This window comes from Candidatus Symbiopectobacterium sp. 'North America', assembly GCF_015762685.1.
GTDB lineage: Bacteria > Pseudomonadota > Gammaproteobacteria > Enterobacterales > Enterobacteriaceae > Symbiopectobacterium.
The window spans coordinates 43619-66496 of record NZ_PEHF01000001.1 but is presented as its reverse complement, the minus strand read 5'-3'; the positions used below and the strand labels follow the sequence as shown (position 1 = coordinate 66496).

The following is a 22878-nucleotide window of genomic DNA, read 5'->3' as shown; positions in this document are numbered from 1 at the left end:
CAGAAACCCGGTAAACTTCGCCGGGTTCTTTTATTTTTTGCTCCTTACGTATTTTGGAATACGCCTCTCATGACAGAAAATATTCATCAACACCGCATACTCATTCTGGATTTTGGTTCGCAGTACACGCAACTGGTCGCGCGCCGCGTGCGTGAACTGGGCGTTTATTGCGAGCTCTGGGCATGGGACGTTACCGAAGCACAGATTCGCGAATTTAACCCGAACGGCATCATCCTTTCCGGTGGCCCAGAAAGCACCACCGAGCACAACAGCCCGCGCGCGCCGGAATATGTGTTCCAGGCCGGTGTACCGGTGTTGGGTGTGTGCTACGGCATGCAGACCATGGCAATGCAGCTGGGTGGACATGTGGCAAGCTCCAGCGAGCGTGAGTTTGGTTATGCTCAGGTCGAAATCAAAGCGGAAAGCGCGCTGCTGCGCGATATTCAGGATGCGCTGAGTGAAAGCGGTGCGCCGCTGATTGACGTATGGATGAGCCACGGCGATAAAGTGACGGCCATTCCATCTGATTTCGTCACCGTTGCCAGCACCGATACCTGCCTGTTTGCCATTATGGCTAACGAAGAGAAACGCTTTTACGGCGTACAGTTCCACCCGGAAGTGACACATACCCGTCAGGGGCAGCGCATGCTGGAACGCTTTGTACATGATATCTGCCAATGTGATGCGCTATGGACGCCGGCAAAAATCATCGATGACGCGGTAGTGCGCCTGCGGGAACAGATTGGCAACGATCGCGTTATTCTGGGCCTGTCCGGTGGTGTTGACTCATCTGTTACGGCGATGCTGTTGCACCGTGCCATTGGCGATCGTTTGACCTGCGTGTTCGTGGATAATGGCCTGCTGCGTTTGAACGAAGCGGATCAGGTGCTGGAAATGTTCGGCGATCACTTTGGTCTGAATATCGTGCACGTGGCTGAGGAAGATCGTTTCCTGTCTGAATTGGCCGGTGAAAACGATCCGGAAGCCAAACGCAAAATCATTGGTCGCGTGTTCGTCGAAGTGTTCGATGAAGAAGCAAGCAAGCAGACCGAGGTGAAATGGCTGGCGCAGGGCACCATCTATCCTGACGTGATTGAATCAGCGGCGTCCAAGACCGGCAAAGCGCACGTCATCAAGTCTCACCACAACGTGGGTGGCCTGCCGAAAGAGATGAAGCTGGGTCTGGTTGAGCCGCTGAAAGAGCTGTTCAAAGACGAAGTGCGTAAAATTGGTCTAGAACTGGGCTTGCCTTACAACATGCTGTACCGCCACCCGTTCCCCGGTCCGGGCCTTGGAGTACGCGTGTTGGGCGAAGTGAAGAAAGAGTACTGCGATCTGCTGCGCCGTGCCGATGCCATCTTCATCGAAGAACTGCACAACGCTGACCTGTACCACAAGGTAAGCCAGGCCTTTACTGTGTTCCTGCCGGTGCGTTCTGTAGGCGTGATGGGCGACGGTCGTAAATACGACTGGGTTGTCTCTCTGCGTGCGGTTGAAACTATCGACTTTATGACCGCTCACTGGGCACACTTGCCGTATGACTTCCTGGGTCGCGTTTCCAACCGCATCATCAACGAAGTCGATGGCATTTCTCGCGTGGTGTATGACGTGTCTGGCAAGCCGCCTGCAACGATTGAGTGGGAATAATCGCCATTTAACGTTAACGTAGAGGATTGCCCCTGTAACTGAATTATGTCTGGCGGCATAATCTACATCGACCTCAGCGGAGAATGTCCTGTGACATTCTCCGCGGTTTTTTTTACCGCTTAGTGATTCAAGCGTTAGCGCTGCGGGTTGACTTTACTGATCAATACATCGCCATTAATGCCTTTTATCGTTCCGTGAGATGAATATTCCCAGAAACTCCAGTTTCCTTTTTCCCAGGGATATAATGTATCAGGGTAGTCAGGTTGTGTTCTCCAGTGTTCGGGCCAAATTTTTATTTTCCGAAGAAAATCATCATGCAATTCCCATGCAACGCTGTTCTTCCTGGTATCAATATTGGTTTTGATGTATAAATTATTGGTACAAATGGGAAGGTCTGAATCAATAATATGCTGTATCAGATGGTAAAGGTTATTCGCCATTTCATTTTTGGTAGCAGTCTTATTACTTCCGACCTTATTATTGACTTCAAAGGCAAAAGCATTTTTGTTGGTAAATCCTGCCTCTTTCAGCGTGTTTACTATGGTTCTTGCCTGTGCTTCTGGCGTGCTGGATTTGGCTCTGAAAATATGCCAGGCCCCGGAAGGGATACCTGCCACTCTGGATTTTCGGAAATTTTCAGAAAACGTCGGGTCAATATAGGTCTCACTTTCTCCCAGGCGAGAAAACGCCATGCTGACACCGTCTTTTTTTACTTTATCCCATTCAATGGTTCCCTGGAATCTGGAGATGGCAATAACGTTATTGTTCATAATTATTCCTCTCTGTTTGTGCATGAATAATAGTCCTTTGGGTGTCAAAACGATAAAGCGCTACCCTGTTCAGGTAATGACACCTCATTCTTGGACAACACTGAGAGAGAATTTCATTAAACTATATATAAACCATCGGCAAATAAAGCGGTGCCTCACTACAGATGCACCCGAAGTTTATCGGCTATATCGTGGTTTATTTATGCAACGATAGTCCCTTTATTACCTTATCCACTGTTTTTTTCGAACTGCGCATCGCAAGACCAACTAGATTAATATTATTGGCCTCTTCAGCCATAAATACCGCTCGGTTAGCATTGTCATGGCCGGTCGAAAACATGGCGTGTACGTAAGGAATCAACATCAGTTCACGCTCAAGCCCCTTGCGATGCGCTGTTTGCAACTCGCTAAGGTCGGCCTCAAAAATAAGCATTGGCTGCCCGGACATATTGCCATAATGGCGTCCGTGCGCGTCCACATAGGGCAACCCCATAATATCGGGGTGAGCCGAGGCTATTCCGGTCTCCAGAAAAGCCACAACGTTTAATCTCTGCCAGGTGGGTAAATCATTGCGCACTACAAACACGATTTTTGTATCAAACATCAGTTATCATTCTCCGATTATCACTTGCGCTGGAAATCATCGGAGATGGGGGCGACCTCAGTCTAGAACGTTTGTGCATTGGCGTTGGTAGGCAGCCGGAGAAAGCCGATAAGCGCGTTGAAGCCAACGACCCATATGACTTTGATCCGAAAAGCCCACCAGAGAGGCAACCTTGGCGGGCTCATTTCCCATGGCAAGTAGGGTACGTGCCGTGCGCAGTCGGAGTCGAACCAGAGAAGCGTGTGGAGACTGACCGAACGCGCTTTTGAACTGGCGGCTTAAGCGAAATCGGTCGATACCCGAATGGCGAGCCAGTTCATCCAGCCCAATATCCAGATGCATGTTGTCGTGCAGATGATCTTTGAGTTGATACATCTGGCGCAACGATTCGTTCCCAACGGAGGCTGGCCGGGTCACAATATGCCGAGCGAGCAACGAAAGCAGATGATCCAGACTTTGATCGCGAGCGAGTCGGCCTTCGTGGTGATGGATAGCGAAAAAGGCCTGTTGAATCGCAAAAATTAACCTCGGATCGTCGGTCAGGGTATTTTTAAACGCGGCCTCTAATGCGGACACGTTGGGTAACCCACGCCGCTGCATCATTTCTGTCGCCCAGGCTTGCGGGAGATAAAGCATGACGTAGGTGAAACCCTCTGCTTGTATGGCATGGCCGTCGTGCACAGCCTCCGGTTCGATCAGGATGGCGTGCCCTGGATGGCTGGTGTGCATCGCGCGGTGGCAGGTAAACTGTTGTTGCCCTTGCTGTGTGACCCCGACTAATACTTCGTCGTGGTCATGGGAATCATAGGCATGCCCGCGAAAATGGGCATGTAAGCTCTCTATGCCAGTTTCTTCATCACGACGAAGATTCACCCAATCTCTGCTGGCCGTTTGATTAATGGTCGTTGTCATTGGGTAAGTTCCGTCATAGTCTAGGGTATCTCTGTTTTAAACTATCATCCATCTTGTTGTCGCCGATGTCGCTTTCCGTGCATCCGATAGGGTAGAAAACACAATGCACATCTCTGATGAAGCCATTCTCGATTTGAATACGCTGGCGGGCTGGTTAGCCCTTTACGATCTTGGCACCCATGAAAATCTGAACCCGGACCTGCTGATTTTGGCGGGACACGCTATCATGCCGAATATTATCGGTGCGCTTGATTTTGCCGCGCAAACTGGCGTTCCTGTGTTACTGAGCGGGGGGATCGGCCATTCAACCACGCTGTTACAGCAGGCGGTAAAACAGGACCCACTCACGGCTGCCATTGAGACCGAAGGGCAGGGGGAAGCAGATATTCTCGCCGAGATAGCACATCAGGTTTTCGCGATCCCCTGGGAAAAAATAGAGATAGAAAATCACTCGACCAACTGTGGTCAAAATGCGGATTTCAGCAGAGACAGGCTGTTGGCCCAGTCATCTTTTCCCTCGACGATCCTGCTGGTTCAGGACCCGCTCATGCAGCGCAGAACCTTCGAATCTTTTCAGCACAGTTGGCGACAGAAAAATATAACTGGTCGATTTATCAACTGGCCGGTATTTGTGCCGCATGTAGTTAAGGTGGGCAGTTCTCTGGTGATTACCGGCGGACAACGTGCGGGCATATGGGCGCTTGAACGCTATATCGCCATGATATTATTTGAGGTCAAGCGCTTGCGCGATGATGCAACCGGCTATGGGCCAGCAGGAGCCGGTTTTATCGGCCATGTTGATATTCCTGATGCAGTAGAAAACGCCTGGCGGCGGCTTATTGAAAATGAGGGCGTTCAGGTGAATGTCAGATAAACCTGCCGTCGAATAGTGCCGACGGCAGAGTTGCGCTGTCAAGTTTGGTTATTGATATTATTGGCGCGTTGCCGGGAAAGGCAGCCATTTGCCTTCACAGGAATACGCCGTTTTCACCGCTGTTGCGTTGGCGATGGTCGATGGCGCTGGGGTCAAGCCGCCTTCGGTTACATGAACAATGGTGTTCTGTTGATGTCATCCTTGAAGATTATCGATTTTGACACCGTCAAAGGTCACATCAAGGGGATGATCGCTGTAATAGCCGTTAAGTACCACCTTGCCGCCGTTACCGGACACATTTTTCAGCGAAATAGGGTGGTACCAGGGAATAAGGTTACCTTTTTTGCCTTCATAGGCCGTATCCAGCGTAATCGGCCATTTGTTATTGCGTAAGCACACATTCTCAACCTGGAGGTTTTCGACGATTCCGCCGCGGCTGGAATCACTTTTAATTCTGATGCCTGACGTTGTGCCATTCAAGGTAAGATCTTTAATCAGAATATCGCTGATGCCACTGTTGGTTTCACTGCCGATAGACATGCCGTGACCGGAATAGAAGTGGTTATCCAGAATAGAGATAAAACGCGTTGGCCCGCTGTTGCCTACTTTAATCGCAATATTGTCATCACCGGTGCGGATAACGCTTTTCGCTATTGTCACATCGGTTGCTGCGCCTGGATCGATACCGTCGGTATTACGCGCATCCGCTGGGGTATCGATAACAATTCCCCACACCGTGATCTCTTGTAACTTATTCAGCACCAGATGAAAGTTAGGCGAGTTGATTAAACGGATGTGATAAAAGGTCAGATTTTTGGCGTTATCGATTTGAATAAAACGAGGCACGTTCTGGTTGCCCCCTTACTTTTGCGCACGTCGCGCCAACTGCCACCAGGTTTCAGTTTTACCCTCCATGACCTGGTTGCCTCGCCCATCAATTGTGCCTTCGCCGACCAGGCCACCGCCCTGTACGTTATCAATATGAATAAAGGGCTGACATTGCCCCTTCTGATTTCTGAGCGTGCCGCAAATGCCATTGCCTTTGTCGTAATCGGCAGGGTTGGCAGAGGCTACGAGTACGGCACCTTTATCCACCCATAGCCATATGCCGGAACGCATAGTCAGCGGGCCGCTTAAAAAGGTATTTTGGCCGTTGGTGGCGATTAATTTCACGGCTTGACCCGCAGGGCAGCGATCGATGGCCTGCTGAATCCGTTGCTGATTGTTTCCCGGTTCGGGCGTCAGGGTGGTACAAATGTGCTGCGGATAGGTGGGTTCTTGCACCTGGCGGCGATCGGCGGCCGTGCACGATGCTCAATAAAAATGCGGGGCAAAGCGACAGTAACGTTGTGAGTGTCTTTACTTTCATCGGCGTAGTCTGCTAACCATCTTCTAAGGTAAATTCGTTGTTTTCTTCCAGACGATAATTAAAACAGAACCGCAAACGCCGCACTCTCGTTGCCGCGTAAGAAAGTGTCACAAAGTTATACTTCGTTTTATCACTATCGCCGCTCCTTTTCCGCTGTCGCAGCAGGATAAAATAGCGGCGTATAAATAATATCTCTCAATCAAGCCAGGGCTTTCGCTTTCAGCTTTTGGTATTCATCTTCAGTTATGATGCTATCGTCTAACAATTTTTTGGCATCGGATATCTGCTCGGTGGGCGATTTTCCCGCGACCTCACGAATATACTCGTTAGTTGCTGAGACAGACTTTTTCACCTGAGCGCGATGTCGTTCTGCCATGCCCTTGCCACGTACGATAAGGTAGATGAGAGAGGTAAGTAGCGGAATAAACAGTAAGAAAGCAATTCACGCCGCTTTGTAAAGGCCGATGGCTTCCTGATCGCGAAACAGATCGGACACCACCTGGAAGAGAATAAAAAGATAGGCAATAAAAAAGAACAGTGAAAATGCCGAGACCAATATATCCCACAGCGTCAGTAGGTGCGTTGCCATTTTGTGTTTCCTCAGGATTTAATGAATTAAATTAGGCGTCCAGATGAACATAATAAAGGTATAGCACAGATTTATTTTTTCCACACAACAGGGAAAAACAGAAATGAGGGGGCTATTGCGATGAATGGATGAATAAGCAGTGAGGAATAACTGCCAAAGACATTGCGCGCTATTGATCTGGCGATGGTGCAGCCTGAACGTCATCTTCAAAAGCAAACAGAGTCACCAGATCGATGTGTAACCCAACGGCGATGATATAGAGCACTTCCAGCGTTGGATTGCGCACGCCGCGCTCAACGCCACTGAGATATGTGCGGTCCAACCCACATTTTTCAGCAAAAGCTTCTTGCGACAGATTCGCCTGCAATCTGAGTGATCTCACGTGCTGACCCATATGGGCTTTGATAGAGTTGGGTGTTTTCATGGAGTAAGCATTGTTTTTTGATGCTTATCAGTCCACGGACTATTAGTCATAATGGTAAGATTTTTTGGTAACTCAGTGACTTATAGTCAACGAACTGGAGGCGTAAATGGAAAACAGGATTGGCACCCAGCAGATATCATTGCTGCCATAAAAAGGAAGGGGACGTCGCTGGCAGCATTGTCTCGGGCGTCTGGGTTGGCATCATCAACGCTGGCGAATGCACTGACACGACGGTGGCCTAAGGGGGAGCTGCTTATTGCACAAGCGATAAACGTGAGCCCGGAAGAGATCTGGCCTTCACGCTACCTGAAAAATCGCCACTGAGCAGGGCAGCTTGATAGCCATCCGCCCTACGCGGGTGGCTGAGATTGCCTGATGTTCAGCACAGGTTTGGCATCATGGTCGCTCTGCACGTTTTTACGGCGAAAGGTATTGCTGACAGCCTTGATTTCTTTGATGATGCAACAATGAAGCGTTATTTGTTGCCGGCATTAACAGGATGGGGTTGATGAAGTTTACCAAGATCGTAGGTGTGACCATCGTCAGCGTATTGTTGCTGTCATTCTGGCAAAGCTGGGCGCACTCGACGCGCGGTGGTGAAGCGCTGAGCGGCCAAGGATGGTGGTCCGCTCGGCGTGACTCCGCGGGCGTCGCACCCGATCCCGTGCGTTGGCGAGATACTGCTATTGTTCAAGTGTATGCCGCACCGACCTAAGGCTGGCGCGGTCTGGTGGCGGTTCACCCCTGGATTATCCTGAAAGCCAAAGGTGAAACCCGCTACCGGCGTTATTAAGTGATCAATTGGGGAAGTGACAATGTGGTACGCCTGAATTACACGCTACCGGATGGATTCTGGTACGGGGCCACGCCGAAACTGCTGGTTGAACATCGCGGTGAGGCGGTGCAGGCGATGATCCCGCAGATCGATGCCGCGATCAAAAGCTATCCCTGGCCGCAGACCTATCGCGCCTGGCTTGGACCCGAACAGCAACACCTTTCTCGCGCATATTGGCCGTGAAGTGCCTGCCTTAAAGCTGGATATGCCCGCCAACGCTATTGGTAAAGATTACCGCTCAATCGTGAATTCGGTGGGGTTGGCTCCCTCGGGCAGGGGCGTTCAGATTTCGGTTCTGGGGGCGCTGGGCGTCATGTTGGCGCTGTAAGAAGGCCTGGAAGTGAACATGCTGGGGATGAACCTGGGTATTGATGTGAATCCGCCAGCGTTGCGTCTGCCTTTCATTGGTCGATTAGATTTTGACAATGTCGATCAGCAGCAAGAACGCTGACGGTAAAAGGCGTGGTGCGCGCTAGCCGATACGTCTTGCGAAGAGTGGGTGCTCAATAATCATCACCGCACAGGTATCTTCCTCCAATGCTTCAAAGGTGTGCGGCCCATCTGCGGCATAGCTGACGTAATCACCGGCGTTAAGCGTAATCTCATGCCCTTCAGGACCCAGTACGGCACGCCCACGGCTGAGCATGACATGTTCCAGTGTGCCGGGTTGATGGGGGACTGAGCGACGTATACTTCCCGGCTGCGCTGTCACGCGGTAGATATCGCGTTGCATTCCTCTCGGACAGACGGCGAGCAGTGTCACAAAATAATGTGCCTGTTCAGCGGCGACAATTTCACCCTCATGCGCACGGATCACCTGCACCTGGGGCTGCGGTGCTGCAATCAACTGTGTTACATGCACATCCAGTGCCATCGCCAGCGCCCAGAGCGTTTCCAGGCTGGGATTACCGCTGCCTGACTCCAATTGGGATAGCGTCGATTTTGCGATGCCAGCACGTTTGGCCAGTTCACTGACGGAAATACCTATCCGCTCGCGTTCGCGTTTTACCGCTACGGCGAGAATACCTATCGGCGTTGATGAAAGTTGCATGTCGTTCTCCATAAAAAACGATCGTTCTGTTTGGCATCCGATGTTGCGATAGCCATTATACCACGCGTTCTTTTTGTCGAACAATCGTTCGTTATGTTATTTACTGTATGCGAGGTAATAGGTATGGCATCCGATCAACGCGCCGAGTGGGGGGCAGGATCGCTGAAGATGGCGATAGCCATGATCATTTCAGGAACGGTGGGATGGTTCGTGTTAGCCACAGACTTACCTGCGTTAACAGTGGTCTTTTGGCGCTGTGCCTTCGGCGCGTTAGCGATGGCGCTGGTCTGTGCTGCGCAAGGTCTTTTACGCCGTGGTATGCTGGCGCGCAGGCAGTTGTAATGGATTCTGTTAGGCTGCGTCACATTGACGCTCAACTGGGTTTGTCTGTTTATCGCGTATGCAAAGACCTCTATTGCAGTTGCAACCATAACCTACCACGTACAGCCGTTTATTTTGGTTGCGCTAGGGTCGGTGTTGTTCAATGAAACACTGACACGTTACAAGCTTGGTTGGATGGTTATTGCCTTCTCCGGTGTGGCGCTGATTATGTTGGGCGGTCAGCAACAGGATCAGGATTCTGGCCAATACGTCTATGGGGTAGGGTTTGCATTGGCTGCCGCCTTTTTTTACGCCATCACAGCAGCAATTACCAAGGCATTGCACGGTGTGTCTCCTTGCCTGATGGTGTTTATCCAGTTAGGGGTTGGCTGCCTGATATTGTTGCCTGTTGTCTCTCTGCCCACGGCATTCTCTGTCAGCGCCGTCTGGGGGCTGCTGGTAGTGATTGGCTTTGTGCATACTGGCCTGATGTCCGTACTACTTTACAGCGCGGTGCAAAAAACCCCGACAATATTGGTCGGCGGGCTCGCTTTTATCTACCCTGTCGTGGCTATTTTGGTCGATGCCTGGGTGTTGCATCGACCATTGAATGGGTGGCAGTTGACAGGAACCCTGATCGTTCTGGCTGCGGTTGCTGGCATCAATGTCCGGTGTCGTTTTTTCTCCCAAAGACAACAGCGCTAATCTTCCTCATTAGCGCGTTATGCCAGCCTGCATTGATGTTGACCAAGGTCAGCATCCGGTAGCGCGAATTCAGGCTACGATGCGACACCGTTCCGATATTTTTTCGCAAAAGGGGATGGGTTTTCAGGATGAAAACAGGACGCATCAATGTGCAGGTGGTTTCGTGTTTATAACAGGGGGAACGTTCAATGTTAGATCATTTAAGTGTTCCGGTGACAGATATTGATCGCAGTCGGCAGTTTTATGAAAGCGCGCTGGCACCGTTAGGGTATCGTCTGATTAAAGATTTTAATCATGCGGTAAATTTTGGCGTGTTGGAAGGATATGGAAAGTTCAGCGATCCTGGCGGCGAATTTTGGATCTATCAGGGAAATGCATTACCTTGCCCGGCGACGCATTTTGCATTTAGTGCTGAAACGCGTGATGTTGTTGATGCATTTTATCATGCAGCAATCGAGGCAGGCGGACAGGATAATGGCAAGCCGGGAATTCGAGCGCTGTATCATGCCCATTATTATGCGGCATTTGTGCGCGATCCTGATGGATATAACATCGAAGCCGTCTTTCATCGCAGTATTGCGTCTTAGTGATATCACTTCTTTTGTTGGCTGCAAACGATCAAAGAAAATCGGATCCTGATTGATACTCATGCTAATACACCTGCGGTATTAATTTTTCCGCCATTTTAATCGGGTCTTTGGGGGATAAAAACTTTTTGTCAAGGAAGGCGAAACGCAGGTGGTGATAACGATCGCAGATTAGAAAAGATATGCATGGAGTACAACGTTACTCCATGCATAACAAGACAAGTGATGCGCGCTAATACGGCAAGGAAGAGAACAAATTAAATCTCGAAATCTTCCAGCGTTTTGCTTCCTCCATCAATGGCTTCACGGATCGCTTTCGGCGTGCGGCCTTGGCCGGTCCAGGTTTGCTCGGTGCCATTCTCATCAATATATTTATATTTCGCCGGACGAGGATCTCGTTTGGCCTTAGCCGGTTTAGATTTCACGCTTTCCAGCAGTTCAGCCGGATCAATACCGTCTTCAAGAAGCTGAGCACGAATGGCATCCAGTTTTGCCAAACGTTCTGCCTGCTCTTTCTGAATTTTGCTGTTTTCTTCGCGGCGCTCTTCCACAATTGCAGTGAATTTGCTTAACAGCTCTTCCAGGGTTTCAAGATCGGTATCTCGGGCCTGAGGGCGAAGAGAACGAATATTACTTAGCACGTCAAAACTCATCATGGTGTTCCTTTAAAAAGAAGAGACATTATTAGCTTACAAGATATTTTTTGATTTTCCAATATACACCAGATAAGCCGGCATGAAATATTTTTTTATAGCGTCTTATGTAAAAAAATGCGTAACGCGAGGCACGGGTAAAGCAGGGACGTTAATCGTTAGCTGGTTAATAACACAACGCCTCGTGGTTACCTCTATTTATTAATTCATCACTTAACCATCCATACTTAAGCGGGGTTGTCTGTTAGCCGCATTGGCATACCTAATCCCTTACCGGTGTCAGCTTATCGGGGCGATCTCATTTTTCCCCTGTGTATAACGCTAATTATTTAAGGGTATAAGCGTAACCGAGAAGAATATAATGCCAGCTCGTCATACGCAGAAGGGAAGGGGATTGGGTGGACAAGTGTGAAAACCCGTACCATTTTGCTTTCCTTTTACTCAGCGGTGAATGAATGTCTGGTCAGGCAATCGTCCTTTGACGGGAGGTGAATACAAATCAATTTACACACTCTGGTTTGATGATTATCCTAAATATGTTTTGCTATGGCAGTACCACAGTAAATTGATGTTGCGATGACTCGGGGTGCCCTTCTTTGTGAAGGCTGAGAAATACCCGTACCACCTGATCTGGATAATGCCAGCGTAGGGAAGTCTCGGTATTCCGATCGGCTACCGTCTTCTTGCACGCCGGTTGGGAGTGATAATGAACGACCTGCCCACCGATTTTTCTGCTGCCCACGCGGCGGCAGTTTTGGCACGATTTCTCAACGGCTTCGCCGTTAGTCCATTGCTTGACCAACGATGTGGTCCAGTCTTTTACCACCAATGTGTTGCTGGCGCTCGGGGCATCCCCGGCGATGGTGGTGGATCCGGGCGAGGCGGCACAGTTTGCTGCGTTGGCCGATGCGCTTCTGATTAACGTGGGCACTTTAGAGTCAACGCGCGCCGATGCGATGTTGGCAGCTGTACATAGCGCTAATCAAGCGGGAAAACCCTGGGTGCTGGACCCCGTCGCAGTTGGCGGGTTGTGCTTTCGCACCGGTTTTGTGCGCGAATTGCTGCCTTGCAAACCGGCGGCGATTCGCGGTAATGCCTCGGAAATTATCGCGCTGTCTGGCGTCGCTTCACAGGGCCGAGGCGTTGACAGCCATGATGCTTCCTTTACTGCCATCCCGGCAGCTCGCGAACTGGCGGCGCGCTGGTCAACCGTGGTAGCGGTGACGGGAGAGGTGGACTACGTCACGGACGGTGTGCGCGTTTGGGCGGTAAACGGCGGCCATCCGGTTATGACGCGTGTGGTGGGTACCGGGTGTGCACTCTCCGCCGTCGTTGCGGCATTCTGCGCCCGCGGTGAAGACACGTTGTCTCAAGTTGCGACAGCCTGTGCAGTAATGTCGCAAGCAGGGGAGCGTGCCGCCGCGCAGTCCAACGGGCCAGGCAGTTTTACACCTGCATTTTTGGATGCGCTTGCGCTATTGCGTCAGGAGGCTCAGACATGTGCCTTATAAAAGAGAACGCACCCCGAATAAATGCGTTAACGATAGCAGGCACCGATCCCAGCGGTGGAGCCGGGATCCAGGCCGATCTAAAAACGTTTTCTGCCCTGAGCGCCTATGGCACCAGCGTGATCACTGCGCTGGTGGCGCAAAATACTCAGGGAGTGCAGTCGGTTTATCGTATCGAACCTGACTTTGTGGCGGCTCAACTGGATTCTGTATTGAGCGATGTGCGTATCGATAGCGCGAAGATCGGCATGCTGGCGCAAAGTGATATTGTTGAAGCCGTTGCTGAACGCCTGCAACGCTATGCTGTCCCTTATATTGTGCTGGATACGGTGATGTTGGCGAAAAGCGGCGATCCGCTACTGGCTCCTGAAGCGGTCGCCGCGATCCGAGAGATGCTGCTGCCGCGTGTGTCACTGATAACCCCTAATCTGCCGGAGGCGGCCGCGCTGTTGGCGTGCAATGCGGCGAAGACAGAAAGGGAGATGAAAGCTCAAGGGCAAGGGTTGCTGGAGATGGGGTGCCAGGCGGTGTTGATCAAGGGGGGGCACTTGAGTGACACGGAGAGTCCGGATTGGCTGTTTCAACGTGGGCATGCACCGCAACGTTTTTGCGCACCACGGGTAAACACCCGCCACACTCATGGTACAGGATGTACGCTGTCTGCGGCGCTGGCGGCGCTACGCCCCCGCCACCACGATTGGGAAAATACGGTGCAAGCGGCGAAGCATTACCTCCAGCATGCATTACTGGCGGCAGATTCATTGGCGGTGGGTCAGGGGATTGGCCCCGTGCATCATTTTCATCAATGGTGGTAGCCCGCTATGGATGAAGCGGTCGGCGGCGATAAGCCGCCGACATTGAGGCTTGATGTCGGTGGGATCAGAAAGAGATGATCCTGGCGGTAAACCTGTTGAGCAATAGCAAACGGCATAACAGCACTGACGCAATCAACACTAATACCAGCAGAACAAATTTCAGGTTGACGTAGTTAAAGTCATATAGCGTGCTAATGAAATAAAACACGCTGTAATGCACAATATAGACACCGATCATTGCCGGGCCAATAAACTCGACGATGTAAGTTATCATTTTGTTTTTTATGGTGATATTTTCAAACACAATGAATAATGCCAAACACATGGTCAGCAGATGCAGATGTTCAAGAATCAGCCAGGGGGTGACAATATTCTGAGTGTGGGTTGACAGAAAGCGTTCGTAAAAGAACATCGAGATGCCTACGGGCACCACCATCATGCGAGCCAGCAAGATGATGCCGGGCTGGTGGGTAAACAGTCTGCCCGCGTCGGTTCCCAGCATTCTTCCTACAATATAGTACCCTCCCCATACCCAGATAAATGAATAGCTGTGTATAAAGAGTGGGTCATCGCGCATATCTAGCGGGCTGAATATATCGAATAGAAAAATAACGGCGAGCAAGCTCGTAAAAAATGCCAATGTCATTTTTACATTATGTATTGCCTTAATGATAAGGGGGTATATGATGTAAATTATGCCAATGGTTAACATTATTCCATTTTGCAGTATGTATCCCTGCTGAATATATTGGAATGTAATCAATGACAGGATAATATTCCAAAATACGATGATGAATACCACGTTTTTAATTTTTATCCTGACCTCTTTTTTGGTCAAGTTGTCGATATTGTCGAAATAGATAATAATGATTAAAAACAATGGTTTAGCAATTATTGAAAGGAGATATAGAACACTCATGGCGTTAGCATTAATAAAACATTCATTAACGCAAAGTTGACTGGTTGAGTAAAATGTGACGGCAGCAAAACAACTCAAACTTTTTAAGGCGTGTTGGCTGACATCTCTGATCATGGCTCATTCACCTTTAGCCGTAAGTCTTATGGTTATATCCCTTTTTTTCATGAAGATAAGCGTAGTGTTAAAACAGTTCTACGCCTAGTGAGGTGTCTGCGTGCAGCGCGTTGCCACTGCATTTCTCTCCGATCTTCCCCTATTTTACTTCATGATTTTTAATGTTTTTAGCTGTGCGGCGTAATCAATATCCTAATTCTTTACGATTGATGGGTGTCGTCTGGATATTGCGACTTTTTATAATATCATTGAAGTGATAGCCATAATAAATAGGAGTGAGTGCCACTCACTACTCTCAAATCAGATATTTCCCTTAACGAAATCTTGTTGTTTGTATCCTTACAGAAAAAAAGTGGATCAGAAAATTAATACTCTTCAATAGTCCATCACATCAATGGCCTTGTGTCAGGAAGGAATACCATGGCGAGCTCATCAGTAAATAAGCTGTCCTTATGGTCTCTCACGGCGTTGGTCGTGGGATCCATGATTGGCGCTGGAATATTTTCATTACCAGCGACATTTGGACGCGCAACCGGGGGATTTGGTGCCATTATCGCATGGTGTATTGCGGGTGGCGGCATGTTAATGCTGGCTTTTGTTTTTCAATCTCTGGCGCAACGTAAACCCGACCTTGATTCAGGGGTCTTCATCTATGCGAAGGCGGGATTTGGTGATTATCTCGGATTTGCTTCTGCATTAGGATTCTGGGCAGGAACCTGTATCGGTAACGTCTCCTATTTCGTTCTGATCAAATCCACGATGGGGGCCTTTTTCCCAGTCTTTGGTGACGGCAACACGATCTCTGCACTGGTGGTGTCGTCAATCATCCTGTGGGGGTTCCATTTCCTGGTGCTCAACGGCGTCAAAAACGCTGCCACTATCAATACCATTGCTACGGTGGCCAAAATCGTCCCGATCATTGCGTTTGTCGGGGTACTGATTTTTGCCTTCCAAAGCGACATCTTCATGCAAAATTTCTGGGGTTCGCCGGCGGCGGCACCCATGATGCCCGATCTTGAGCACCTCAACGATTATGGTTATGCCGGTCATGCGGCGGCAGCGATTATGCCGACGCAGGAGCCTGAATCGCTGTTCAGCCAGATTCGTAGCGCCATGCTGGTGACTGTGTTTGTGTTCCTGGGGATTGAAGGGGCTAGCGTGTATTCCCGTTATGCCAAAGAGCGTCGTCATGTGGGCATCGCCACCGTGATGGGGTTCATCGGCGTATTAGGATTGTTAGTGCTGGTGACACTGCTTTCTTACGGCGTGTTGCTGCGTCCTGACTTGGCTGGCTTGCGTCAACCTTCCATGGCGGGCGTGCTGGAAGCCGTAGTAGGTCCATGGGGGCGAGTCTTCATAAGCGTTGGTTTGATCGTTTCAGTATTGGGAGCCTACCTCTCCTGGTCATTGCTGGCTGCCGAAGTGCTGTTCTCCGCTGCTAAGCACCAAAGCATGCCGAAAGTCTTCATGACCGAGAACAAACATGACGTGCCCTCTGCCGCTGTTTGGCTCACCAATATCACCATTCAGGTGTTTTTAATCCTGATGCTGTTCAGCCAGTATGCCTTTCAATTGGCGATCGAGTTGACCAGCTCATTAATCCTCATTCCCTATTTATTGGTTGCCGCTTACAGATTGAAACTAGCCTGGACGGGGGAAACGTACGAAACCGACAAGCGCGATCACCGCAAAGATCTCACGTTTGCGCTCCTTGCCACACTGTATGCCCTGTTGATGCTGTACGCCGGGGGGATGAAATACCTGCTGCTCTCGGCTGTGATTTATGGACCGGGCTCCGTGTTGTACATCATGGCCAAACGCGAACAGCGGGTTGCGCTGTTCAATAAAACTGAACTTGGGATTTTCGCTATCGTTATGGTCGCCGCCATTGTTGCAATCTACAGAATTGCGACAGGCATTATTACTATCTAAGTGAGGCTGCTTATTATGTCGACAAAAAAGAAGTCTGAGAAGAAATATGGCGTGCATTCGGAAGTTGTTAAATTACATAATGTTATGATGTGTGCACCAGGCAAAACACACAATCGGCTTACGCCGAGCAACTGCGACGAATTGTTATTTGATGACGTGTTGTGGGTTGAACTTGCCAAGCGCGACCATTTTGATTTTATGACCAAAATGCGCGAGCACGGTATTGATGTAGTGGAAATGCATAACCTGCTGGCGGAAACGGTGGCACTGCCGGAAGCGAGAAAGTGGATTCTGGATCAGCAGATTGTGCCGGATGAAGTCTCTCTGGGGATTTTGAACGAAACCCGCAGCTTCCTGGACTGATTGTCATCGCGCGCGCTGGCAGAAGTGTTGATTGGTGGTTTGTCGACCACCGAACTGGCGAAAGAAGGCTATGCCGATCACGAAGAACTCAATCTGATCCGCGACGCTGCGGGTATTACTGAATATTTGCTGCCACCGCTGCCCAACACGCTATATACCCGCGACACCACCTGCTGGATTTACGGTGGGGTAACGTTAAACCCACTCTACTGGCCTGCTCGTCATGAAGAAACCATCCTGACGACCGCTATCTACAAATTCCACCCGGATTTTGCCAACGCAAACATCAATATCTGGTACGGCGATTCCACCAAACACCACGGTACCGCCACGCTGGAAGGCGGCGATGTGATGCCGATTGGCAATAAAACTGTGTTGATTGGTATGAGTGAACGCACGTCGCATCAGGCCATCACGCAACTGGCGGCCTCCCTGTTTGCCAATAAAGCCTCGGGCGTTGAGCGCGTGATGATTGCCGCGATGCCGAGATTGCGCGCTGCGATGCACCTGGACACGGTGTTTACCTTCTGCGATCGCGATGTGGTGACTCTGTACCCTGCCATTGTGAACCAGATTCGCACCTTCTCGTTGCGCCCTGATGATGGTCCAACCGGGATGAAACTGTATCGCGACAAGGGCACCTTTGCGGAAGCGATCGCGGGTGCATTGAATCTCAAGAAACTGCGCGTGATGGAAACGGCCGGTAACGATTACGACACCGAACGCCAGCAGTGGGATATCGGTAACAACATGGTAGCGCTCTCACCCGGTGTGGTACTGGCTTACGATCGTAATACCAAGACCAACACCCAATTGCGCAAGGAAGGGGTGGCGGTTATCGAGATCGTCGGTAGCGAACTGGGGCGTGGAAGCGGCGGCGGTCACTGTATGACATGCCCGATCATTCGTGAACCTGTGGATTATTAATGTCCCCCATCAGGCGCTCCTACCGAGCGCCTGATGAACACGCACTGTCAGTGCACGAGATAGTTATGCTAACCAGGTGCCAGGCCTGATTCACCTTTCTGCGATGGCGTTTACCGCTGTAATGGTTATGGCGATGACGTAGCGGCGCGTGAATCTGATCTGAAGAGATTGCATCGTGAAAATAAAATTTATCGTTGTTACGTTTATCGCGTTTTTTATTTCTGCCTGTGACAGGGAGGCCGCCGAACAAAGCGTTACGGTACGGCCAGTGAGTATTCTGGAAGTGAGCAACAGCGCGCAGCAAGGTGTGCGTATCTTTCCCGCCAGAATTATTGTGGGCGATAGAACTGAGTTGGCGTTCAAACGTCCCGGTCAATTAGAACTGTTGCTGGTGCGTGAAGGGGAATCCGTCACACAAGGGCAGGTGATCGCTGAGCTTAATAGCAATGATGCTCGACTGCGTCTACAGGATCGCCAGGCCACTTTTAACCTGTCTCAAACCCAATTTAGCCGTTATGCGGCGTTGAGCGAGCGTCACATTGTGGCGCGTGCCGAACTGGACGTGCAGCGAGCCGCGCGTGACTCGGCACAGGCCGCGCTGAAACTGGCGAAAGAAGAGCTGGATGATACGGTCATTCGGGCTCCGTTTCCCGGTGTTATCGCCATGGTCAACGCCCGTAATTATCAAATTGTCTCAGCAGGACAATCTATTGCCACGTTGAACGCGCTGGAACTGCTGGACGTGGAATTCAGCATTCCCGAAAGCCTTTTTATTCTTATCGATGCCAATAACGTGAAATATCAACCCGTGGTTGAATTGAACAACCTGCCAGGACGAGAGTTTGTCGCCAGTTACAAAGAGCATACCGCACAAACGGTGTCATGGGCGCTGACCTATCGTATGGTGCTGGCCATGCCACGTCCGCAAGATATCCCGCTGTTGTCCGGCATGAGCGGCAGGGTGAAGATCAACCTGGGTAATCTCCCCGGCAGTGTGGCTGCAATGGCAGTGGTTGTTCCGGTTGAGGCGGTTTTCAATCCGGATACCAGCGCCGAGCACAAGCCGCATGTGTGGGTGGTTAATGAACGGGATGGCAAGCTGTTTGTCACCTCACGCCAGGTTGAACTGGGGCAACTGACGGCGAATGGTATTCAGGTCGTTTCCGGGTTGTCTCAAGGTGAGCGGATCGTGGCAGCCGGCACCCGTGAGCTCACGCCAGACCAGGAAGTGCGAGCATGGGTTCGTGAGCGAGGTCTCTAATGAAACTGACAGAGAGCTTTATCAATAACGGCACTCGCATCTGGCTGTTGATTTTATTATTGGGCATTGGGGGCGTCATTGCCTTTCTGAACATTGGCCGATTGGAAGATCCAGCGTTTACCATTAAAACGGCGGTGGTGGTTACCCGTTATGACGGCGCGTCTGTGCAGCAGGTCGAGGAAGAGGTAACCTTACCGCGGGAGAATGCGATTCAACAGTTGCCCTACATCGATAGTATCTCCTCAATTTCCAGCGTTGGGCTCTCGCAAATCACCATCAATATCAAAGCCCAGTACGGGCCGGATGATTTACCACAGATCTGGGACGTACTGCGACGCCGTATTGGTGATGCGGCACGCCAACTGCCACCCGGTGCCAGCCCGCCTTTCGTCAACGATGATTTTGGCGATGTGTATGGCTACTTCTTTTCCCTCTATGGCTATTCCAATCAGGAGTTGCGTAACTTTGCTGAGGTATTGCACCGCGAACTGGTGGTAGTGCCGGGAGTAGGGAAAGTGGCGATTGTCGGGGTGTTGCCGGAAGAGGTGCAAATAGAGATCTCTCGAGCTCAGATGACCGCTGCCAATATTGTGCCGCAGCGTTTGTATGATTTGCTCAGTCGGCAAAATGTCGTGTCCAATGCCGGTGAACTCTTGGTCGGTAGCGAATCTATCCGCTTGCATCCCACCGGTGAGTTCGACAACGTACAAGAACTGGGCAATCTGTTGATCAGCGAGCCGGGCAGTCCGCGTAGCGTCTATCTGCGTGATATTGCCACCATCAGCCAGGGCGTGACGCACTCACCGAACAATATTTACCGCGCCAATACACAGGCGGCGCTCTCCGTTGGTGTTTCCTTTGCCCCCAGCGTAAACGTGATTGTGGTGGGCAATGCCATCAAAGCACGGTTGGCGCAGTTGGAAGCCGAACGACCAGCAGGCATGGCGTTGAATGTGTTTTACGATCAGTCCCATGAAGTTGAGGGGGCGGTAAACGGTTTCATCATGAACTTCCTGATGGCGCTGGCGATTGTCATTGGTACGCTGCTGATTATGAAATTGCTGAATATTGAATTGCAGCGCGTTTCGCTTGGGGCGTTAGTGATTGCGTTCAGTATGCTGGTCGATAATGCCATCGTGATCGTTGAAGGTGTGTTGGTTGATCGGCAGTGCGGAGCCACGGCGATGGATGCGATCAACCGTGTGGTGAAGCAGACCATGTTTCCGCTGTTAGGCGCGACCATTATTGCTGTGCTGGCGTTTGCGCCTATTGGTTTGTCTAACGATTCCACCGGTGAGTATTGTAACTCACTGTTTCAGTTACTGCTTATCTCGCTGATGCTGAGTTGGTTTACTGCGCTGACACTCACACCCGCTTTCACCAAGTGGGCGTTCGAAAAGCAGAAAATGGCGCCGCAGAACCCGAATGAGCCGGTGAAAAATCCCTATGATGGCTGGCTATTCCGCGTCTATCGTTCCCTGTTGGGTAAATTGCTCAACCAGCGTGCCCTGACGTTAACGCTGCTGGCAGGCTTGCTCGTTGCGGCGGTGGTGGGTTTTGGCAGTGTGCGGCAAAGCTTTTTCCCACCGTCGAATACGCCTATCTTCTTTGTAGATCTCTGGCTGCCATACAGCACCGATATTGCCTATACCGAGAAGATTGCTGCGGAAATAGAAAAGCACATCAACGAGCAACCTAGTGTCGACAATACCATGGTGACGGTAGGACAGGGGGCGTTACGGTTTATGCTGACCTACAACGCCCAGCGGCAATACGCCAACTATGCGCAGATACTGGTGCGTACGGACGCGCTGAATCAGATCCCGCCGTTGATTAGGGATGTCGAAGCCTATGTGCGTGATAACTACCCGGCGGTGAAAGGTCAGGCGAAGCGCATTATGTTTGGCCCGTCCAATAACAGTTCGATCGAAGCACGATTTATTGGTAACGATCCCACGATACTGCGTTCGTTGGCGGCTACGGCGGAGCAGATAGCGAGTGCTAACCCGGATTCGGACGGGGTGATGCATGACTGGCAGGAGAGCAGTAAAGTGATTCGCCCGCAGTTTTCGGATTATCTTGGGCGTGAGTTGGGTGTCGACAAACGTGAGATCGACAGTGCGTTGCGGATGAGTTTCGGCGGTATCAATGTGGGGTTATACCGTGACGGAACAAGGTTGATGCTTATCGTGTTGCGCACCCCGGATGCGGAGCGGTTAAATGCTGACAGGCTCAATGACGTAATGATCTGGAGTCAGGCGCGACAGGCATTCATTCCGATCGATAACGTGGTTAACCGCTTTACCACTGAATGGGAAGATCCGTTGATCATGCGTCGCGATCGCATGCGTACGCTGACGGTACAGGCCGATCCTTCGTCGCAGAGTGGCGAAACGTCTGCCGAGTTGTTGGGGCGCATTAAGTCTGCTATTGATGAAATTGCGTTGCCGCATGGCTATCGTCTCGAGTGGGGCGGGGATTATCAAAGCACGAAAGAGGCTCAGGAGAGGCTGCTCACCAGCTTACCCATTGTCTTTATCGTGATGTTTATCATCACCGTATTGATGTTCAGCTCGGTGAAACATGCCATCGCCATTTGGCTTACCGTGCCGTTGGCATTAATCGGTGTCACCGTCGGGTTCCTGCTTACGGGGATTCCGTTCGGATTTATGGCGTTGATTGGCTTGCTCAGCCTGAGCGGGATGTTGATTCGTAACGGTATTGTGTTAGTTGAAGAGATTGGCCTGCAACGCGAGCAAAAAAACCTGCGTGACGCCACCATTGATGAATCGACCTCCCGTTTGCGTCCTATTCTGCTCACCGCGTTTACTACGGTGCTGGGGTTGGCTCCGTTACTGAGCGATGCCTTCTTCCAAAGCATGGCGGTGGTTATCATGTTTGGTCTGGGTTTTGCTACTGTGTTGAAACTATTGGTATTGCCAGTGATTTACAGTTGTATGAATCGGGACGAGAAAACAGCATCAGTGGCCTCCTGAGGAAGCTGATAATTCCGCCTATTTTCATAGACAGGTAGCGTGCTGCCTGGCTATGTCATTTCTTCCCCGAGGTATCAGTGGCGTAATGAAATAATGCCAAAACGTTATGAGTAAAAACATGGCGTAGTGTGGTAAAAAACCGTTATGGCATGACAACGACTGATGGCATAAGCCTCAGCGACATAATAACGACATCTGCATGCCGTACCCTTGCAGGAGCCATGCCACTGTGCTGCATGGTGCGTTGATGATGATGTAAGGTAAATACCTATGGATGAAGGACTGCATATGCCGGGTTCTGCGCGCGGGCTCAAAGTGGCAAAAATGCTTCAGACGATACTCAATATTGGGTTATTGCTGCTGGCGACCATTCTGGTGATTTTCCTGATGAAGGAGACCTTTCATCTGGCGCAAGTACTGCTGAGCAGCAGTGAAAAAGATTCTTCTTTTCAGCTCATTGAAGGGATTGTTATCTACTTTCTCTATTTTGAGTTTATCGCGCTCATCGTGAAGTATTTTCAATCGGGCTACCATTTCCCGCTGCGCTATTTTGTCTATATCGGCATTACCGCGATTATTCGCCTGATCATCGTAGACCACAAAGATCCGTTGGATACCTTGGCGTATGCCGCCGCTATTCTGGTGCTGGTAGTGACGCTCTATCTGGCGAATAGCAAGCGGCTTAAACGGAAGTAATCTGTC

Annotated in this window: 21 protein-coding genes, 4 pseudogenes and 1 riboswitch; of the genes and pseudogenes, 15 read left to right on the top strand and 10 right to left on the bottom strand. The window is 50.5% G+C overall.

The annotated features are described in order from the left end of the window. The first annotated feature begins 69 nt into the window (after nt 1-69). The gene (guaA, locus tag CS369_RS00320; RefSeq protein WP_196905555.1) at nt 70-1647 is read left to right on the top strand and encodes a glutamine-hydrolyzing GMP synthase; all 1578 of its coding nucleotides are present in this window, start codon (nt 70-72) and stop codon (nt 1645-1647) included. A gap of 134 nt (nt 1648-1781) precedes the next feature. Here the strand turns inward: guaA and CS369_RS00315 are convergent, their stop codons facing one another. The 3 genes from CS369_RS00315 to CS369_RS00305 form a co-directional block, all read right to left on the bottom strand. Next, complete coding sequence (locus CS369_RS00315) at nt 1782-2417, bottom strand: glycoside hydrolase family 25 protein (protein ID WP_196905554.1); 636 nt, start codon at nt 2415-2417, stop codon at nt 1782-1784. A gap of 196 nt (nt 2418-2613) precedes the next feature. Next, a complete protein-coding gene (locus CS369_RS00310; RefSeq protein ID WP_196905553.1) occupies nt 2614-3021 on the bottom strand; it encodes a DUF2000 domain-containing protein in 408 nt (135 codons plus the stop codon). A gap of 57 nt (nt 3022-3078) precedes the next feature. Then, nucleotides 3079-3933: an AraC family transcriptional regulator gene (locus CS369_RS00305; protein ID WP_196905552.1), complete on the bottom strand. Its 855-nt coding sequence runs from the start codon at nt 3931-3933 to the stop codon at nt 3079-3081. 103 nt (nt 3934-4036) lie between these two features. Between CS369_RS00305 and CS369_RS00300 the strand changes: the two genes are divergently transcribed. Continuing rightward, complete coding sequence (locus CS369_RS00300) at nt 4037-4807, top strand: YdcF family protein (RefSeq protein WP_196905551.1); 771 nt, start codon at nt 4037-4039, stop codon at nt 4805-4807. A 195-nt stretch (nt 4808-5002) separates the two neighbouring features. Here the strand turns inward: CS369_RS00300 and CS369_RS00295 are convergent, their stop codons facing one another. From CS369_RS00295 to CS369_RS00280, 4 genes and pseudogenes are all read right to left on the bottom strand, one after another. Beyond that, the gene (locus CS369_RS00295; protein WP_196905550.1) at nt 5003-5653 is read right to left on the bottom strand and encodes a glycoside hydrolase family 28 protein; all 651 of its coding nucleotides are present in this window, start codon (nt 5651-5653) and stop codon (nt 5003-5005) included. A gap of 15 nt (nt 5654-5668) precedes the next feature. Next, the gene (locus CS369_RS00290; protein ID WP_196905549.1) at nt 5669-6091 is read right to left on the bottom strand and encodes a hypothetical protein; all 423 of its coding nucleotides are present in this window, start codon (nt 6089-6091) and stop codon (nt 5669-5671) included. Between the two features lie 284 nt (nt 6092-6375). Then, nucleotides 6376-6765: pseudogene (locus CS369_RS24770) on the bottom strand (SHOCT domain-containing protein). 169 nt (nt 6766-6934) lie between these two features. Next, entirely contained in the window at nt 6935-7189 is a 255-nt protein-coding gene (locus CS369_RS00280; protein ID WP_196905548.1) for a helix-turn-helix domain-containing protein, read from the bottom strand. Nucleotides 7190-7240: 51 nt separating this feature from the next. On the opposite strand from CS369_RS00280, the gene CS369_RS00275 reads away from it, so the two are divergent. The 3 genes and pseudogenes from CS369_RS00275 (at nt 7241) to CS369_RS00265 (ending at nt 8475) form a co-directional block, all read left to right on the top strand. Beyond that, nucleotides 7241-7513, top strand: coding sequence for a helix-turn-helix transcriptional regulator (locus CS369_RS00275; RefSeq protein ID WP_196905547.1), 273 nt, complete (start codon nt 7241-7243; stop codon nt 7511-7513). 44 nt (nt 7514-7557) lie between these two features. Next, nucleotides 7558-7698 (top strand): hypothetical protein, encoded by a 141-nt coding sequence (locus CS369_RS00270; protein WP_196905546.1) that lies wholly within the window; start codon nt 7558-7560, stop codon nt 7696-7698. Further along, nucleotides 7698-8475: pseudogene (locus tag CS369_RS00265) on the top strand (DUF3750 domain-containing protein). The gene CS369_RS00270 and the pseudogene CS369_RS00265 overlap by 1 nt, the downstream one beginning before the upstream one ends. 21 nt (nt 8476-8496) lie before the next feature. Here the strand turns inward: CS369_RS00265 and CS369_RS00260 are convergent. Continuing rightward, nucleotides 8497-9075 (bottom strand): helix-turn-helix domain-containing protein, encoded by a 579-nt coding sequence (locus CS369_RS00260; protein ID WP_196905545.1) that lies wholly within the window; start codon nt 9073-9075, stop codon nt 8497-8499. Between the two features lie 123 nt (nt 9076-9198). On the opposite strand from CS369_RS00260, the gene CS369_RS22685 reads away from it, so the two are divergent. From CS369_RS22685 to CS369_RS00250, 3 genes are all read left to right on the top strand, one after another. Beyond that, entirely contained in the window at nt 9199-9417 is a 219-nt protein-coding gene (locus CS369_RS22685) for a hypothetical protein (RefSeq protein ID WP_244664672.1), read from the top strand. A gap of 3 nt (nt 9418-9420) precedes the next feature. Beyond that, nucleotides 9421-10101: a DMT family transporter gene (locus tag CS369_RS00255; protein WP_307833623.1), complete on the top strand. Its 681-nt coding sequence runs from the start codon at nt 9421-9423 to the stop codon at nt 10099-10101. A 188-nt stretch (nt 10102-10289) separates the two neighbouring features. Beyond that, complete coding sequence (locus CS369_RS00250; protein WP_196905544.1) at nt 10290-10688, top strand: VOC family protein; 399 nt, start codon at nt 10290-10292, stop codon at nt 10686-10688. 257 nt (nt 10689-10945) lie between these two features. On the opposite strand, the gene CS369_RS00245 is transcribed toward CS369_RS00250, so the two are convergent. After that, nucleotides 10946-11344, bottom strand: a complete 399-nt coding sequence (locus CS369_RS00245) for an H-NS family nucleoid-associated regulatory protein (RefSeq protein WP_196905543.1) — start codon at nt 11342-11344, stop codon at nt 10946-10948. A 569-nt stretch (nt 11345-11913) separates the two neighbouring features. Then, a riboswitch (TPP riboswitch) is annotated at nt 11914-12010 on the top strand. A gap of 37 nt (nt 12011-12047) precedes the next feature. On the opposite strand from CS369_RS00245, the pseudogene thiM reads away from it, so the two are divergent. Both thiM and thiD read left to right on the top strand, forming a co-directional pair. Beyond that, a pseudogene (thiM, locus tag CS369_RS00240) lies at nt 12048-12852 on the top strand (hydroxyethylthiazole kinase). Further along, a complete protein-coding gene (gene thiD / locus CS369_RS00235) occupies nt 12840-13664 on the top strand; it encodes a bifunctional hydroxymethylpyrimidine kinase/phosphomethylpyrimidine kinase (RefSeq protein WP_196905542.1) in 825 nt (274 codons plus the stop codon). Before thiM ends, thiD begins: the two are co-directional and overlap by 13 nt. A gap of 64 nt (nt 13665-13728) precedes the next feature. Here thiD and CS369_RS00230 read toward each other — a convergent pair whose 3' ends face one another. Continuing rightward, a complete protein-coding gene (locus tag CS369_RS00230; RefSeq protein WP_196905541.1) occupies nt 13729-14166 on the bottom strand; it encodes a hypothetical protein in 438 nt (145 codons plus the stop codon). A 951-nt stretch (nt 14167-15117) separates the two neighbouring features. On the opposite strand from CS369_RS00230, the gene CS369_RS00225 reads away from it, so the two are divergent. The 5 genes and pseudogenes from CS369_RS00225 (at nt 15118) to psiE (ending at nt 22872) form a co-directional block, all read left to right on the top strand. Next, nucleotides 15118-16629 carry an amino acid permease gene (locus tag CS369_RS00225; RefSeq protein ID WP_196905540.1) on the top strand — a complete coding sequence of 504 codons (1512 nt, stop codon included), beginning with the start codon at nt 15118-15120 and terminating at the stop codon, nt 16627-16629. A gap of 15 nt (nt 16630-16644) precedes the next feature. Beyond that, a pseudogene (locus CS369_RS00220) lies at nt 16645-17919 on the top strand (arginine deiminase). A gap of 175 nt (nt 17920-18094) precedes the next feature. After that, nucleotides 18095-19180 (top strand): efflux RND transporter periplasmic adaptor subunit, encoded by a 1086-nt coding sequence (locus CS369_RS00215; RefSeq protein WP_196905539.1) that lies wholly within the window; start codon nt 18095-18097, stop codon nt 19178-19180. Continuing rightward, nucleotides 19180-22176, top strand: coding sequence for an efflux RND transporter permease subunit (locus tag CS369_RS00210; RefSeq protein ID WP_196905538.1), 2997 nt, complete (start codon nt 19180-19182; stop codon nt 22174-22176). The genes CS369_RS00215 and CS369_RS00210 overlap by 1 nt, the downstream gene beginning before the upstream one ends. 288 nt (nt 22177-22464) lie before the next feature. Continuing rightward, a complete protein-coding gene (gene psiE, locus CS369_RS00205) occupies nt 22465-22872 on the top strand; it encodes a phosphate-starvation-inducible protein PsiE (protein WP_196905620.1) in 408 nt (135 codons plus the stop codon). Nucleotides 22873-22878 lie beyond the last annotated feature (6 nt).

Bases quoted from the DNA above. Each gene is read 5' to 3' on its own strand.
- guaA (WP_196905555.1), top strand. From the start codon at position 70: ATGACAGAAAATATTCATCAACACCGCATACTCATTCTGGATTTTGGT.
- CS369_RS00315 (WP_196905554.1), bottom strand. From the start codon at position 2,417: ATGAACAATAACGTTATTGCCATCTCCAGATTCCAGGGAACCATTGAA.
- CS369_RS00310 (WP_196905553.1), bottom strand. From the start codon at position 3,021: ATGTTTGATACAAAAATCGTGTTTGTAGTGCGCAATGATTTACCCACC.
- CS369_RS00305 (WP_196905552.1), bottom strand. From the start codon at position 3,933: ATGACAACGACCATTAATCAAACGGCCAGCAGAGATTGGGTGAATCTT.
- CS369_RS00300 (WP_196905551.1), top strand. From the start codon at position 4,037: ATGCACATCTCTGATGAAGCCATTCTCGATTTGAATACGCTGGCGGGC.
- CS369_RS00280 (WP_196905548.1), bottom strand. From the start codon at position 7,189: ATGAAAACACCCAACTCTATCAAAGCCCATATGGGTCAGCACGTGAGA.
- CS369_RS00275 (WP_196905547.1), top strand. From the start codon at position 7,241: ATGGTAAGATTTTTTGGTAACTCAGTGACTTATAGTCAACGAACTGGA.
- CS369_RS00260 (WP_196905545.1), bottom strand. From the start codon at position 9,075: ATGCAACTTTCATCAACGCCGATAGGTATTCTCGCCGTAGCGGTAAAA.
- CS369_RS22685 (WP_244664672.1), top strand. From the start codon at position 9,199: ATGGCATCCGATCAACGCGCCGAGTGGGGGGCAGGATCGCTGAAGATG.
- CS369_RS00250 (WP_196905544.1), top strand. From the start codon at position 10,290: ATGTTAGATCATTTAAGTGTTCCGGTGACAGATATTGATCGCAGTCGG.
- CS369_RS00245 (WP_196905543.1), bottom strand. From the start codon at position 11,344: ATGATGAGTTTTGACGTGCTAAGTAATATTCGTTCTCTTCGCCCTCAG.
- thiD (WP_196905542.1), top strand. From the start codon at position 12,840: ATGTGCCTTATAAAAGAGAACGCACCCCGAATAAATGCGTTAACGATA.
- CS369_RS00230 (WP_196905541.1), bottom strand. From the start codon at position 14,166: ATGCTGGGAACCGACGCGGGCAGACTGTTTACCCACCAGCCCGGCATC.
- CS369_RS00225 (WP_196905540.1), top strand. From the start codon at position 15,118: ATGGCGAGCTCATCAGTAAATAAGCTGTCCTTATGGTCTCTCACGGCG.
- CS369_RS00210 (WP_196905538.1), top strand. From the start codon at position 19,180: ATGAAACTGACAGAGAGCTTTATCAATAACGGCACTCGCATCTGGCTG.
- psiE (WP_196905620.1), top strand. From the start codon at position 22,465: ATGCCGGGTTCTGCGCGCGGGCTCAAAGTGGCAAAAATGCTTCAGACG.